This is a genomic window from Cellulomonas sp. (assembly GCF_017744555.1).
In the GTDB taxonomy this organism is placed as follows: Bacteria; Actinomycetota; Actinomycetes; order Actinomycetales; family Cellulomonadaceae; genus Cellulomonas.
Map to the genome: position 1 here is coordinate 19,179 of NZ_JAGIBD010000003.1, position 12,863 is coordinate 32,041.

The following is a 12,863-nucleotide window of genomic DNA, read 5'->3' on the forward strand; positions in this document are numbered from 1 at the left end:
TCGCGTTGGACGTCAGGCGTCGACGGCGGCGGTGCCGGACCTCAGCGACGGTGGCGACGGCGACTGCGCGGACGTCAGATGTAGATCGCGGGGTCGTCGATCTCGACGTCGAAGGCCGCCTTGGCGGGCCGCAGCCGGATCTGCGCCGGCACGCCCACCGCGATCGCACCCGCGGGCACGTCGTGGATCACCACGGCGTTCGCACCGACCTGCGCGCCCGACCCGATCCACACCGGGCCGAGGATCTTCGCGCCCGCCCCGACGACCACGTTGTCGCCCAGCGTGGGGTGCCGCTTGCCGTGCCGCATGGTCTTGCCGCCGAGCGTCGACCCGTGGAACAGCACCACGTCGTCGCCGACCTCGGCCGTCTCGCCGATGACCACGCCCATGCCGTGGTCGATGAACAGCCGGCGGCCCAGCCGGGCCCCGGGGTGGATCTCGATTCCGGTGACTGCCCGCGCGAGCTGGGAGACCAGTCGCGCGGGCAGCCGCAGGGACGGCACCCGCCACATGCGGTGCGCCAGCCGGTACACCCACACCGCGTGCACGCCCGGGTACGCCAGACCGACCTCGAGCATGCTGCGCGCCGCGGGGTCGCGGTGGCGGGCGGCTTCGAGGTCCTCCCGGAGGACGGCGAGGAAGTGCAGCGGTTCAGACATGTGGATGCGGGCCCCTGAGTTGCTCGGAACGGGTCAGTCGAGCAGGTCGGCGTACAGCACGGTGGACAGGTAGCGCTCACCGAACGACGGGATGATCGCGACGATGAGCTTGCCGGCGTTCTCCGGGCGCTTCGCGAGCTGCGTCGCGGCGTGCAGGGCGGCGCCGGACGAGATGCCGACCAGCAGGCCCTCCTCGGCGGCGGCGCGGCGCGCGACGGCGACGGCGGTCTCGGCGTCGACGTCGATGATCTCGTCGTAGATCGTGGTGTCGAGGATCTCGGGCACGAAGTTGGCGCCGATGCCCTGGATCTTGTGCGGGCCGGGGGCGCCGCCGTTGAGGATCGGCGACTCGGCGGGCTCGACGCCGACGATCTTGACGCCCGGCTTGCGCTCCTTGAGCACCTGGCCGACGCCCGTGATCGTGCCGCCCGTGCCGATGCCCGCGACGAGGATGTCGATCTCGCCGTCCGTGTCCGCCCAGATCTCCTCGGCCGTCGTGCGACGGTGGATCGCGGGGTTGGCCTCGTTGGCGAACTGGCGGGCCAGGATGGCACCCTCGCGCTCGGCCACGATCTCGTCGGCCTTGTTGACCGCACCCTTCATGCCCTCGGAGCCCGGCGTGAGGATGAGCTCGGCGCCGAACGCACGCAGCAGGGCGCGCCGCTCCTTCGACATCGTCTCGGGCATCGTCAGGACGACCTTGTAGCCGCGGGCGGCACCGACGAACGCCAGCGCGATGCCCGTGTTGCCCGACGTCGCCTCGACGATCGTGCCGCCGGGCTTGAGCTCGCCGGACTCCTCGGCCGCGTCGATGATCGCGACGCCGATGCGGTCCTTGACCGAGTTGGCCGGGTTGTAGAACTCGAGCTTGCCGACCACGGTGGCGGGGGCGCCGTCCGTGATCTTGTTGATGCGGACGAGCGGGGTGTTGCCGATGAGCGCCGTCGCGTCGTCGTAGATGCGTGCCATGGTTCCTCTTCGGTCGAGCCGCCGGTGGTCCGACGGCGAGGTGGGGACGTGGTCCTGCTGGGGTCGGGGCACCGCGCGGGTCGCGTGCGGGGCGACGTCAGGCGGTGGTGGAGCCGCGGGGCGAGCGCTGGCGCACGGGGCGCACCCCGGTCAGGGCATCCTCACGCAGAGGAGCAGCCAGCGCTCTACAGACAGCGACAACAGGCGCGCACCGCGGGGGCGTGCGAGGCGGAGGCGGCGGTGCTGGTCTGCACGCTCATCGCTCTCCTTCGGTGCCGCGGTCCGGTGCTACCAGGCCGCAGAGGGTCGCTCGGGATCGCGACCGCAGTCGGGCCCGACCGTAGCGTCAACGCGGCCGGTGGTGCAAAGGTTCCCCGCCTGGTGGACAGCGTGCGGTGTCCGCCCTGGTCGGGTCGCGTGTCGTGCAGGCGGCCGACGTGCGGCGCGAGTCCGTCGACGCCCGGCCTCAGCGGCCGGGAACGCCCACCGCGTCGAGCCAGGCCTCGGCGAGCAGCCCGAAGCCGGCGGGCGTGGGGTGCACGCCGTCGGACACCCAGTGCGTCGGTCCGGTCCGGACCGCGGCGGCCGCGAACAGCCCGTCGGCGGGGACGAGCACCGCGCGGTGCTCGGCGGCGAGCCGGCGGACGACGGAGATGCGGGGGTCGAGGTCCTCCCGCCAGCCGTGCTGCGCGGCGTCGACCGGCACGAGGAACGGCTCGACGAGCACCAGCCGGGCGTCCAGCCGCTCGCGCGCCGCGTCGAGCATCGCGCGCAGGTGCTCCTCGTAGGCGCCGGTCGACGTCCGGACTCCCGAGTCGTAGCGCCGCCACGTGTCGTTGATGCCGATCAGCACCGACACGACCGTCGGCGAGAGCGCGAGGGCGTCACGCTCCCAGCGGGCGCGCAGCATGGCCGACGTGTCCCCGCCGACGCCGCGGTTGAGGAAGGTGAGTGCGAGGTCCGGGCGGCGGGCGCCCGCGAGCGCGGCGACGATCGCCGCGTAGCCGTGCCCGAGCGACGCGGGGTCGTCGCGGTCGCGTCCCCCGTCGGTCACCGAGTCGCCGGTGAGCAGGACACGGTCGTGGGGCTGCAGGAACGTCGTCGTCACGTCCCGCATCCCATCACGGACGGGCCGGGTCGCGTGGCGCGACCCGGCCCGTCCGCACGAGCTCAGAGCGTGATCAGGACGCCGGGTCGTCCGTCTTGCGGACGGTGAGCACGACGGTGCTGCCGGCGTCGACCGTGCCGGACGTCGGGTCCTGCGAGACGACGACCCACAGGGTCGGGTCGTCGATCGTGCGGCCCTGGCCGGTCGCGTCGGTGGTCTCGACCGTGAGCCCGCGGGCCTCGAGCGTCTCCTGCGCCGTGCCGAGCAGCAGGTGCGTCTGGTCGATGACCTCGACCTGGCCCGAGTCGGTGGTGACCTGCGCGTCGGCCGTGGTCTCGGCGGGCGACGACTCGTCACCGGAGCCGGAGTCGGAGCAGCCCGCGAGCAGCGCGGCGGCCGCGGCGAGCGTCACGACGAGACCGGCACGGGTGATGGACAGCTTCATGGCGGAGCCCCCCTGAGGAGATCGGTGCGGAATGCCTCCGGGTCGTGACGACCACGGGGTGCGGGCGATGCCCGCGACGGCCGCACGACGTCGCTGTGCGGCACGGTCGACCGTAGTCGCGACCTCTGACACGAGTCGCGCCCATTACGGGCGCGGCAGGGCAGAACGGACTGGGTCGTCCGTCACACCTGCGGGAACACGGCAGGGCGTGGGCCGGGCGCCGCCGGGTTCAGGCGTCGGAGAGGTCGGCGTGGAGGCCGACGCCGGCCGCCGCGGTCGCGATCGTGACGTCGAACAGCGCGCCGTAGTCGTCGGCGAACCGGTGCAGGTGCCCGAACAGCTCGGCGGAGATCGCGCCGAGCAGCGAGCAGAACAGGGTGGCGGACCGGGAGGCGATCCGGAGCACGTCGTCGGACACGGGACCGAGCGCCCCGCCCACGACCGCGACGACGGCCGGGGTGACGCGTCCGTGGGGGTCGAAGTCCGGGCCGGCCGGGGCGAGCGTGCCCTCCTCGGCCGCCTGCTGCAGCACGCTGACGATGACGCCCCACATCCGCAGCGCGGAGGGGACGGTGTCGTCGGGCGCGCGGTAGCCGCGCACGGGCGTGCCGTAGATGAGCTCGTACGCGTACGGCTGGGCCAGCGCCCATCCGCGGACCGCGCGGGCGACCTCGAGCCAGGTCCGTGCCGGGTCGGCGCCGCGCGCCCGCGCGTCGGCGGCGGCCTGCTCCGCGACCGCGCCGACGGCGTCGTACGTCTCGATGATCAGCAGCGTGAGCAGCGCGTCGCGCGACTCGACGTAGCGGTAGACGGCCGAGGACGCGACGCCGAGGTCGCGGGCGACGGCACGCAGCGACAGCTCGGCGGCGCCGTCGGCCTCGAGCCGGGCGCGCGCGGCGTCGAGCAGCTCGGCCTTGACCTGGGCCCGGGCGCGCTCGCGGGCGGTCGCGGGGACGGACGGCACCTCGGTGGTCGACATGCGCCCAGTGTGCACCGCCGACGCCCCGAATGCAGAGCGCCGATCTCGTGTCGGAGCACTGCTCTTGCGTCGCGCGACAACAGCGTGCGAGCATTGCTCACAACAGAGAGCAGTGCTCGCATCTGGACACCAGGGAGATCGGCTCATGGCTCGTCACGTGGTCCTCGGCAAGGGAGCGGTCGGCTCGACGCTCGTGCAGCTGCTCGTCGAGCGGGGGGAGTCGGTGCTCGTCCTCAGCCGTTCGGGCGGTCCGGCACGCGCGGACCGCAGCGTCGAGCACGCGGCCGTCGACGTCCCCGACGGAGCCGCGCTCGCGCAGGCGGCGAGCGGCGCCGACGTGATCTACAACTGCGTCAACCCCGCCTACCACCGCTGGGTCACGGACTGGCCGCCGCTCATCACGGGTGCGCTCGACGCCGCGGCCGCGACGGGTGCGGTGCTCGTCACCGCCGGCAACCTCTACGGGTACGGCACGCACGGCACGGTCATGACCGAGGACCTGCCCCTGCGCGCGACCGAGTCGAAGGGCGCCGCCCGCGCGGCCGTGTGGCACGAGGCCGAGCGCCGGCACCGCAGCGGCGAGCTGCGCGCGACCGAGGTCCGCGGCGCGGACTACCTCGGCCCGCTCGCCGACTCGCAGGCGCACGCCGGGCCGCGGTTCCTCGACCCGCTGCTCGCCGGGAAGGTCGTGCGCACGCTCGTCGCGGTCGACCAGCCGCACAGCTGGACGTACCTGCCCGACTTCGCGCGCGCGATGGTCGCCGCGGGCGCGACGCCGGAGGCGTGGGGCAGCGCGTGGCACGTGCCGACGGCCGAGGCGCTCACGTTTCGCGACCTCGCCCGCCGGTTCGCTGCCGCGGGGGGCGCGCCCGAGCCCCGTGTCCGTCCGCTGCCGTCGGCGGCCGTCCGGGCGCTGGGTCTGGTCTCGCCGCTGATCCGCGAGGTCGCCGCCGTGAGCGACCACTTCTCCGAGCCGTTCGTCATGGGCACGGCCGCGTCGGAGCGTGTGCTGGGCACGACCGCGACGCCGTGGCCGACCGTGGTCGCCGAGACGCTCGCGGCTCGGAACGCTGCTCGAGCGGCGGTCTGATCCCGGCGGCCCTCAGCGGTGCGCGGCCCACTCCTCGGCCAGGACCGACCAGACCTCCGAGTCCTGCCGCGCCCCGCCGAGCACGTACGCCGACCGCATCGTCCCCTCGTGCGTCATGCCCAACCGGCGCGCGACCGCCCGGCTGGACTCGTTCCTCGGGTCGGTGCGCCACTCGACCCGGACCATGCCGCGCTCGTCGAACGCCCAGTCGAGGACGTACCGGCACGCGGCCGTCACGAGGCCCCGGCCCTGCGCCTCGGGCACGAGCCACACGCCGAGCTCGCACGTGCGGGTCGCGGTGTCGAACGCCGGGAAGACGACGCCTCCGACGAGCTTCCCGCGCTGCCAGATGCCGTAGTTGTGGCACGAGTCCTCGGCGTGCCGGACCGCGAGGCGGCGCAGGTGCTCGCGTGCGGACGCGACGTCCGTCACCGAGTGGGCGAACGGGATCCACGGCGCAAGGTGCTCACGGGCGTGCGACACGGCGGCCGCGAACTGCTCGGCGTGCCAGGGCTCGAGCTGCCCGAGCTCGGCGCCGTCGTGCAAGGGGTGTCGCAGCACGTGACCTCCTGTCCGCCGGGCCGGGGGGGCCCGGCCACCAGTGTCGCGGTTCGTGGGCCGCGGCGACGCGGCGGCGGGTGTGACGCGGCATGATCGGCGGATGGGGCCGGTGCGTGCGGGGCGCGTCTACGACGAGCCGCGGCCCGACGACGGCCGTCGCGTGCTCGTCGACCGGCTGTGGCCGCGCGGCCTGCGCAAGGACGACGCGCGGATCGACGACTGGCCGCGCGAGCTCACGCCCAGCACCGGGCTGCGGCAGTGGTACCACGCGCATCCCGACGCGTTCGACGAGTTCCGGCAGCGGTACCTCACCGAGCTGGACGAGCCCGTGGCCGTCGAGGCGCTCGACCGGGTGCGGAGCGCGGCGTCGGCCCGCGACGTGACCCTGCTGACCGCGACCCGCTCGCTCGACGCGAGCCACGTCACGGTGCTGCTGGAGGTCCTCGGGTCGTCGTGACGCCTCACGACGACGGCGCTCGGGCGTCCGCGGCCGTCGGGGGCAGCAGCAGGCGGACCCCGCCGCTGCGGACCACCGTGCGCATGCCCGCGAGCGCGTGCGCGGTGGTCGCGTCGAACCCGTCACCGTGCCCTCGGGCCAGCACCGTGGCGGACCCCGACAGCAGGTAGGACCGCGCGTACCGCTGCCACGCCATGTTGTGGACCCGCGGGACAGGCCGGCCACGCGCGTCGCGAGTCCCCACGTCGTAGGTCCGGCCCGACACGTCGACGGGGACGGGGCAGCGGGCCGCGAGGTCGCGCGACAGCACGTCGAGCAGCGCGAGGGTCGCGGGCGAGTCGGACTCGACGCAGCCTGCCGACGGCAGGTGGGCTCGGATCTGCGCGGCGGGGAACACCGTCGGCGGTACCGCCCGGAGGTCGGGCACGACGAGCGAGGCGGCAGCGCAGACGGCGACGCCGGCCGTGACCCACCCAGGTGCCGGGACGAGCGACGCGCCCGCCGCGAGCACGAGGGTGATCGCCGCGGTGGCGTACGCCGCGTAGTGCGGCAGCCAGGACGGGGCCGCGAGCAGCACCGCGACCTGGGCGACCGCCATCGCGACCCACAGCCGGCCCCGACGCGCCCGCCACGCCGCGGCGCCGGCCACGACGACGACCATGACGCCGAGCGCAGCGGCGAGCGCACCTGCGGGGCGCGGCAGGGTCGGGTCGGCGCCGACGACGCCCGCGAGCCGCTCGGCAGGCCCGACCGGGTACCGCGGCCGGCCGAGCTGGTCGGTCACCACCATCCGGAGCATGCGCGGCCCGGCCGCGACGGCGAACGGCACGACGACCAGCGCCGCGGCGGCGGCGGCCCCGGCGGCGACCCGGAGTGCCACGCGCCGGCCGCGCACGACGAGCTGCCAGCCGAGCACCACGACGAGCGGAACGACGTCCCAGATCTTCACCGTCACGCCGAGCCCGAGCACCGCGCCGCCCGCCCACGGCACCCAGGCGGGTGCCCGGGCCTCCGCCGCGCGCACGAGCAGCAGCACACCGCCGAGGAGCGTGAGCGTGCCGAGCGGTTCGAGCAGCGTGAGCCGGTCCGCGAGGCCCGCGGCCGGCGACAGCGCGTAGACGACCCCGCCGACGACCGCGGCGGTCGGTCCCCAGCGACGGGCGACCCGCGCGACGAGGACCGCGTTGAGGGCGCCGACCAGCACGAACGCGACCCGAGCCGTCGCGAGGGCCGTCGCGTCGTCCGTCCAGCGCGCGAGCAGCGCGAACGGGCTGAGCGCCACGACGATGCCGGGCGGGTGCAGCAGCAGGAAATCCCGGTACGGCACGCGTCCGTGCACGAACGACATCGCCGCGGCGAAGTACACGCCGTCGTCGTACCCGTGGTAGCCGCGCAGCCCCGTCGTGCCGCCGAGCAGCCCCCACCGCACGGCGACCGCGAGCGCTGCGACCCCCACGGTCGGGGCCGGACCGAGGCGCCGGACCGGAGGGGCGGTCGTCGACCCCATCGAGTCAGCGTCCCGCACCCGCCTGAAGATCGCCTGAGAGCCGCGGCCCGGCGTCCGGGTGCACGGCTGGCTGCGGCGGTCGGCGTCGTCGTGCGACCCGTCCGCCTGCGAACGGCGATCGACGGCCCAGCCAGAGGAAGGAGCGCGGTAGTTTCGCCGGCGTGCGCCCCGGCCCTCTCGTCGTCCCCGAGCGGGAGGACCTGGTCGTCGCACGGCTCGCCGCGGGTACGGCGCACGCGGTCGTGCTGCGCGTGCCGGGCGTCGACGACGAGCGTGGCCCGTTGCCTGACGTGCTGGACGACGCCGAGCGTGCGCGGCTCGTGCGGTTCCGTCTCGTGCCCGACCGAGCGCGGTACCACGCCGCTCATGCGGCCCTGCGGTTGGTGTTCGGCGCGCTGCTCGACGCGGATCCCCGTGCGCTGCGGTTCGGTCGCGCGCGCGTGCCCGGGAGCGAGGGCGGGCTCGGGCGGCCCGTCCTGGTCGGAGGCCTCGGGATCGCGCGAGCTCCTGCGCCCGCCGACGACGGACCCGCGGTCGAGTTCTCGCTCTCGCACGGCGGGGGGCTCGTGGCGATCGCTGTTGCCGGACGCGGCGTGCCCGTCGGAGTCGACGTCGAGCCAGTCGACCCCGACGCGCTCGCGGTGGTCCCGCGGCTGCACCCGCACGAGCGGCGCCACGTCGAGCAGACCCCGCACGACGACCGTCCGGCGGCGTTCACCCGCCTCTGGACCCGCAAGGAGGCCTACGTCAAGGCCGTCGGCACGGGGTTGCGAGGCGCGCTCGACGCCGACGACCTCACCGTGGACCCGCCGGGCTGGACGGTCGTGGACCGGGCCGTCCCGGGTCACACCGCCGCGCTGGCCGCCCCCACCGGCTCCGCCTCGAGCGTGACCGAGGCCTGATCGGCCGTCGCCTCGCTCGTCGTGAGCAGCACGAGGCTGAACCCGCCGACGCACGTGAACTGCAACGTCACCTGCTCGAACACCTGCACGTCGCCGCCGTCGGGGCACATCGCGAGCGCGGTGCACGTCCGCGAGACGTTCTGGGTGTCCCACATCTCCGCGAAGTCCGGGCACTGCTCGCGGAGCTCCCGGATCAGGTCGCGGACGTCGGGGGCCTCGATGTACCCGGCGGCCTGCGCCTGGAAGCGGGCGAGCGTGTTCGCGGCCTCGCTGCGCCAGTCGACGAACCGCTCCTGCAGCGACCGGTCGGTGAACAGCATCCGGAGGTAGTTGCCCTCGTCGAGCCGCGGGCCGAAGAGCTCGACGGCGGCGTCGTTGGCGCACACCACGTTCCAGCACCGGTCGACGACGTACGCCGGGTGGGGCATGTAGCCGAGCGCGACCTGCTTCATCAGCGGGTGGTCGTAGCTCGGCAGCGACGAGTCGGCCTCCGACAGGCCCGCGAGGTTGAGCATGTACCGGTGCTGCACCCGGTCGAGCTGGAGCGTCCGGGAGATCGACTCGAGCACCTCCCGGGAGACGTTCCTCGCGCGCCCCTGCTCGATCCACTGGTACCAGGAGGCGCCGACGCCGGCCAGCATCGCGACCTCCTCGCGGCGAAGGCCCGGGCGCCGGCGGCGTCGCGAGGGCAGGCCCACCGCTTCGGGCGAGGCCTCGGCGCGGCGCGCGGCGAGAAATCGCCCGAGCTGCAGCGCAGAGGCGGTGGCCTGAGGTGTCCCGTTTGTCATGAGTTGGATCCTAGCCAGGGCCCGCAGCGACCCATCGCACCATCGTGCGTCGGCGTGCCCCTGGGCTGCGACGACGGCGTCACCGCGGGACGCCGGGCAGCCGGTGCCAGCCGTGCAGCCGCGCCACACGGGTGAGCGTGCTGTCCTCGCCGACGACGACCGCGCGACCCGTCGTCCGCAGCATCGGCAGGTCCGTGACGTGGTCGCCGTACGCGGTGCAGTCCGCGAGGTCGACGCCGTTCGACGTCGCCGTCAGCAGCACCGCCGACGCCTTGCGCTCGCCGATCATCGGCGGCGCGCACAGCCCCCCGGTGTAGCGGCCGTTGCGGATCTCGGGCGACGTGCACCACACGTCGCCCACGTCGAGGAGCCGCGCGATGGGCCCCAGCACGGCGGGCAGCGAGCAGGACACGAGCGCGATCCGGTGGCCCGCGACCTGGTGCGCGCGCAGCGCGTCGAGCGTGGGGCGGTGGAAGAAGTCGCCCCGGCGGAGCTCGTCGCGCAGCCACTCCTGACCGAGCCGCGTCACGTCCTCGACGGCGGCTCCCGCGAGGTTGCCGATGAGGGCGGACGTTTCCTCGGCCCGCGTCCGGCGACGTGACCGCAGCACGGCCATGCGCTCGCGGACGGCCGGATGTCGGTCGGGTTCGGTGTTCGCGACGAGGTAGTAGCCGAGGAAGCCCCACATGCTCGCGCGCGTCACGAGCGTCCCGTCGACGTCGAAGTAGGCGATGCTGCGTGGCGCCCTTGCCATCAGCGGGGCCTCCGGTGGTCCGTGCGGGAGGGCCGCGACGGGTTTCCCCGACCCGTCGCGGCCCCGCTGTCCCTGCCGCCCTCGTCAGGCGTTGAACGCCTCGTGGATCGCGTAGCTGTCCTCGTACACGTGGTAGCGCGTGATCTCGCCGTCGACGACGGTGAAGTGGATCGCGAGGTCGTTGCGGAACGTCTTGCCGGTGGCCTTGACCGCGAAGACGGCGGTCGCGAAGGCCACGGCGTTCGCGCCCTCCGTGATGCGGCTGTGCAGCTCGAAGGACTGGAAGTCGAGCGTCTCGCCGAAGCTGCCGAAGAAGCCGGCGACCTCGTCCTTCGCGGCCTTGGAACCGACCCACGGCACGTTGGGCGCGCCGTTGGCCCGCAGGTCCGTCGGGGTGGAGAAGAGGCCGAGCAGCGTCTCGCTGTCGCCCGAGCCGAAGGCGGTGAAGAAGGCGTCGACGACCTCGTCGGTGGACGTCAGGGTCTGGGTGTTCGTCATGATGGTTTCCTCTCGTTGTGTCCTGCTCCGGTGGGTCAGGCCTTGGTGAGCGCCTCGCGGCCCGCGAGGACGATCTCGGTGAACTCCGCGACGCGGGTGCCGAGGTGCTCGGCGGTCGCGATGTCCGCGGGGTGCACCGCGTCGACGGGGAGGTCGGCCGGCGTCGTCGCCGCCGCGCCGTTGAAGTAGCCGAGGCGGTTGAGGTCGTCCTCGGTCTCCGAGCTGGTGTGCCAGCCCGGGTGGAGCCCGAGGTTCACCCAGTTCATGAGGTGCTGGGCGCCGAGCGTCGCGAAGTACGCGAGCGTCGAGTGCTTGTCGCCGGCCTTGCAGGCGGCGTTCGTGAACCCGGAGCCGATCTTGTCCTGCCACGCCTTCGTGGCCCAGCGCTTGCTCGTGGACTCCGCGAACACGTGGAACTTGCCCGACGCGCTGCCCATGTAGGTGGGTGAGCCGAAGATGATCGCGTCGGCGCCGTCGAGCGCGGCCCAGTCCTCGTCGGTGATCTGGTCGACCTGGATCATCGTGACCTCGGCGCCGCCGGACTTCGCGCCGGTGGCCACCGCGTCGGCGAGCACCTGCGTGTGGCCGTAGCCGGAGTAGTAGGCGATCGCGACCTTGGGTGTCGCCATGAGAGCCCCCTCGAGTTCGTGGTGGTGGGTGGTGGGTGACTGGTCGGTGAACGGCCCCTAGGACGGGGCCGCCAGTGCGTCGACCGGCAAGCGGTCCAGCGCGGTCTGGCGCAGCACCTCGCGGACGAGCGGGATCGCGAGACCCGCACCGTCCCCGAGGAAGAAGTGGTCGCCGGCGAACCGGTGGAAGCCGACGTGCCCGGTCGACGCCTGCGCCCACCGCCCGATCCGGTCGGTGCGGGTGAGCGGGTCGCCGTCGCTCCACAGCACGTGCAGCGGGCACGTGAGCGGCGCGACGGGACCGGGCGGGTCGTGCGACAGCCGCAGGTCGTCGACCAGGCGACGCAGCAGCGGTCGCGCGAGGTGCGGCCGCGCGCCGACCTCGGGCGGGATGCCGCCCCAGGCGACGGCGTCCGCGACGAGGTCGTCGACCGAGAGCGCACCGAGCGGCCGCACGGGGCGGTCGCCGGGCGGCCGGCGACCCGAGACGAACACCACCTGCGGGGCCGTGAGCGCGGGGTCGTGGCACGCGTGCGCCGCGACCCGGTACGCGACCATCGCGCCCATGCTGTGCCCGAAGACCGCCCACGGGGCGCCCGGCGTGACCTGGCGCGCGACCCGGCGCACGACGTCCGCGACGACCGCCTCGGGCGACGAGTCCGGGGTCTCGTGCGACCGGGTGCCGCGGCCGGGGTAGTCGACCGGGACGACCTCGTGCTCGGGCGCGAGCTCGGCCTGCCACGCGCGGTACACGGTCGTGGCGACCCCGCCCGCGTGCGACAGGCAGAACAGCATCGTCACCGCGGCGTCCCGGCGAGCGCCCGCTCGTGCTCGAGGCGCTTGTCGATGGCGTCGTAGTCCGCCCGCATCCGCTCGATCGCGTCGTCGACGGACATCACGGGCGACAGGTCGAACTGCGCGGCGAGCTGCACGAGCCGCTCCTCGATCGAGCCCCGGTACTCGTACAGCGGGATGCCCAGCTCGTGGACCGTGCGGACCAGCATGTCGTCGCAGTACGTGCGGAACGCCTCGTTCATCGGCCGGTGGCCGTCGTCCGCGATCGGGCGCTCGTTCACGAGGTGCACGACCGCGTCGTACGTGCCGGCCACGTGCTGCCGGAACGCGTGGCCGAGCTGGTCGGTGACCTTCTCGAAGAACAGCATCTCGAGGTCGAGGTCCTCGCGTGCGACGACCTGGCCGGCGCCCGGGTCCATGCCGAACTGCACGCGGGCGGACGCGTAGATCCACTCCTGCAGCGACGTGCCGTCGGAGAGGAACGAGTCGCCCAGGCGTGCCTCGGCGGCGACGCGGCCCGCGTGGCGCCGCACCGCGAGCTGGACGTACTCGGCGGGGGTGACCTCCGTGAGCCGCTTGCCCGGGACGGCGAGCGGCATGATCTCGCGGATCGCAGCCGCCACCGTGCGCGGGACGCCCGTGTAGTACGACAGCGCCATCACCGTCGAGGTCTTGCCCGACGAGTACGTGCCGGAGATTGCGAGCTTCATGGGTGCTCCAAG

General features: G+C 74.2%; 16 protein-coding genes. 3 read left to right on the forward strand and 13 right to left on the reverse strand.

Annotated features, from left to right (window positions below):
- Positions 1 to 74: 74 nt before the first annotated feature.
- From epsC to J7523_RS03590, 5 genes are all read right to left on the reverse strand, one after another.
- Entirely contained in the window at positions 75 to 659 is a 585-nt protein-coding gene (gene epsC, locus J7523_RS03570; protein WP_291882360.1) for a serine O-acetyltransferase EpsC, read from the reverse strand.
- A gap of 33 nt (positions 660 to 692) precedes the next feature.
- The gene (gene cysK / locus J7523_RS03575; RefSeq protein ID WP_291882363.1) at positions 693 to 1,628 is read right to left on the reverse strand and encodes a cysteine synthase A; all 936 of its coding nucleotides are present in this window, start codon (positions 1,626 to 1,628) and stop codon (positions 693 to 695) included.
- A 466-nt stretch (positions 1,629 to 2,094) separates the two neighbouring features.
- Positions 2,095 to 2,745: an SGNH/GDSL hydrolase family protein gene (locus tag J7523_RS03580; RefSeq protein ID WP_291882365.1), complete on the reverse strand. Its 651-nt coding sequence runs from the start codon at positions 2,743 to 2,745 to the stop codon at positions 2,095 to 2,097.
- A gap of 64 nt (positions 2,746 to 2,809) precedes the next feature.
- Entirely contained in the window at positions 2,810 to 3,181 is a 372-nt protein-coding gene (locus tag J7523_RS03585) for a hypothetical protein (RefSeq protein WP_291882367.1), read from the reverse strand.
- Positions 3,182 to 3,410: 229 nt separating this feature from the next.
- Entirely contained in the window at positions 3,411 to 4,160 is a 750-nt protein-coding gene (locus J7523_RS03590; protein ID WP_291882370.1) for a TetR/AcrR family transcriptional regulator, read from the reverse strand.
- A 145-nt stretch (positions 4,161 to 4,305) separates the two neighbouring features.
- Here J7523_RS03590 and J7523_RS03595 point away from each other — a divergent pair, with 145 nt between their 5' ends.
- Complete coding sequence (locus tag J7523_RS03595; protein WP_291882373.1) at positions 4,306 to 5,250, forward strand: NAD-dependent epimerase/dehydratase family protein; 945 nt, start codon at positions 4,306 to 4,308, stop codon at positions 5,248 to 5,250.
- 12 nt (positions 5,251 to 5,262) lie between these two features.
- Here J7523_RS03595 and J7523_RS03600 read toward each other — a convergent pair whose 3' ends face one another.
- Positions 5,263 to 5,811 (reverse strand): GNAT family protein, encoded by a 549-nt coding sequence (locus J7523_RS03600; protein ID WP_291882375.1) that lies wholly within the window; start codon positions 5,809 to 5,811, stop codon positions 5,263 to 5,265.
- A 100-nt stretch (positions 5,812 to 5,911) separates the two neighbouring features.
- Here J7523_RS03600 and J7523_RS03605 point away from each other — a divergent pair, with 100 nt between their 5' ends.
- On the forward strand, positions 5,912 to 6,268 hold the full coding sequence (locus J7523_RS03605; protein ID WP_291882377.1) for a DUF488 family protein: 357 nt from the start codon (positions 5,912 to 5,914) through the stop codon (positions 6,266 to 6,268).
- 4 nt (positions 6,269 to 6,272) lie between these two features.
- On the opposite strand, the gene J7523_RS03610 is transcribed toward J7523_RS03605, so the two are convergent.
- Positions 6,273 to 7,775: a glycosyltransferase family 39 protein gene (locus tag J7523_RS03610; RefSeq protein ID WP_291882379.1), complete on the reverse strand. Its 1,503-nt coding sequence runs from the start codon at positions 7,773 to 7,775 to the stop codon at positions 6,273 to 6,275.
- A gap of 161 nt (positions 7,776 to 7,936) precedes the next feature.
- Here J7523_RS03610 and J7523_RS03615 point away from each other — a divergent pair, with 161 nt between their 5' ends.
- Positions 7,937 to 8,677 carry a 4'-phosphopantetheinyl transferase superfamily protein gene (locus J7523_RS03615; RefSeq protein ID WP_291882382.1) on the forward strand — a complete coding sequence of 247 codons (741 nt, stop codon included), beginning with the start codon at positions 7,937 to 7,939 and terminating at the stop codon, positions 8,675 to 8,677.
- Here J7523_RS03615 and J7523_RS03620 read toward each other — a convergent pair.
- The 6 genes from J7523_RS03620 to J7523_RS03645 all read right to left on the reverse strand — a co-directional run bounded on the left by J7523_RS03620 (position 8,620) and on the right by J7523_RS03645 (position 12,851).
- Positions 8,620 to 9,465, reverse strand: coding sequence for a helix-turn-helix transcriptional regulator (locus tag J7523_RS03620; RefSeq protein ID WP_291882385.1), 846 nt, complete (start codon positions 9,463 to 9,465; stop codon positions 8,620 to 8,622). The genes J7523_RS03615 and J7523_RS03620 overlap by 58 nt on opposite strands.
- 79 nt (positions 9,466 to 9,544) lie before the next feature.
- Complete coding sequence (locus J7523_RS03625; RefSeq protein ID WP_291882388.1) at positions 9,545 to 10,219, reverse strand: HAD-IB family hydrolase; 675 nt, start codon at positions 10,217 to 10,219, stop codon at positions 9,545 to 9,547.
- Positions 10,220 to 10,303: 84 nt separating this feature from the next.
- Positions 10,304 to 10,717 carry a nuclear transport factor 2 family protein gene (locus J7523_RS03630; RefSeq protein ID WP_291882391.1) on the reverse strand — a complete coding sequence of 138 codons (414 nt, stop codon included), beginning with the start codon at positions 10,715 to 10,717 and terminating at the stop codon, positions 10,304 to 10,306.
- Between the two features lie 35 nt (positions 10,718 to 10,752).
- Complete coding sequence (locus J7523_RS03635; protein ID WP_291882394.1) at positions 10,753 to 11,346, reverse strand: flavodoxin family protein; 594 nt, start codon at positions 11,344 to 11,346, stop codon at positions 10,753 to 10,755.
- Between the two features lie 57 nt (positions 11,347 to 11,403).
- Entirely contained in the window at positions 11,404 to 12,141 is a 738-nt protein-coding gene (locus J7523_RS03640; RefSeq protein WP_291882639.1) for an alpha/beta fold hydrolase, read from the reverse strand.
- Positions 12,142 to 12,143: 2 nt separating this feature from the next.
- Entirely contained in the window at positions 12,144 to 12,851 is a 708-nt protein-coding gene (locus J7523_RS03645; protein WP_291882398.1) for an AAA family ATPase, read from the reverse strand.
- Between the last annotated feature and the right edge of the window lie 12 nt (positions 12,852 to 12,863).

Bases quoted from the DNA above. Each gene is read 5' to 3' on its own strand.
- J7523_RS03645 (WP_291882398.1), bottom strand. From the start codon at position 12,851: ATGAAGCTCGCAATCTCCGGCACGTACTCGTCGGGCAAGACCTCGACG.
- J7523_RS03590 (WP_291882370.1), bottom strand. From the start codon at position 4,160: ATGTCGACCACCGAGGTGCCGTCCGTCCCCGCGACCGCCCGCGAGCGC.
- cysK (WP_291882363.1), bottom strand. From the start codon at position 1,628: ATGGCACGCATCTACGACGACGCGACGGCGCTCATCGGCAACACCCCG.
- J7523_RS03580 (WP_291882365.1), bottom strand. From the start codon at position 2,745: ATGCGGGACGTGACGACGACGTTCCTGCAGCCCCACGACCGTGTCCTG.
- J7523_RS03630 (WP_291882391.1), bottom strand. From the start codon at position 10,717: ATGACGAACACCCAGACCCTGACGTCCACCGACGAGGTCGTCGACGCC.
- J7523_RS03585 (WP_291882367.1), bottom strand. From the start codon at position 3,181: ATGAAGCTGTCCATCACCCGTGCCGGTCTCGTCGTGACGCTCGCCGCG.
- J7523_RS03610 (WP_291882379.1), bottom strand. From the start codon at position 7,775: ATGGGGTCGACGACCGCCCCTCCGGTCCGGCGCCTCGGTCCGGCCCCG.
- J7523_RS03635 (WP_291882394.1), bottom strand. From the start codon at position 11,346: ATGGCGACACCCAAGGTCGCGATCGCCTACTACTCCGGCTACGGCCAC.
- J7523_RS03620 (WP_291882385.1), bottom strand. From the start codon at position 9,465: ATGACAAACGGGACACCTCAGGCCACCGCCTCTGCGCTGCAGCTCGGG.
- J7523_RS03605 (WP_291882377.1), top strand. From the start codon at position 5,912: ATGGGGCCGGTGCGTGCGGGGCGCGTCTACGACGAGCCGCGGCCCGAC.
- J7523_RS03640 (WP_291882639.1), bottom strand. From the start codon at position 12,141: ATGCTGTTCTGCCTGTCGCACGCGGGCGGGGTCGCCACGACCGTGTAC.
- J7523_RS03625 (WP_291882388.1), bottom strand. From the start codon at position 10,219: ATGGCAAGGGCGCCACGCAGCATCGCCTACTTCGACGTCGACGGGACG.
- epsC (WP_291882360.1), bottom strand. From the start codon at position 659: ATGTCTGAACCGCTGCACTTCCTCGCCGTCCTCCGGGAGGACCTCGAA.
- J7523_RS03595 (WP_291882373.1), top strand. From the start codon at position 4,306: ATGGCTCGTCACGTGGTCCTCGGCAAGGGAGCGGTCGGCTCGACGCTC.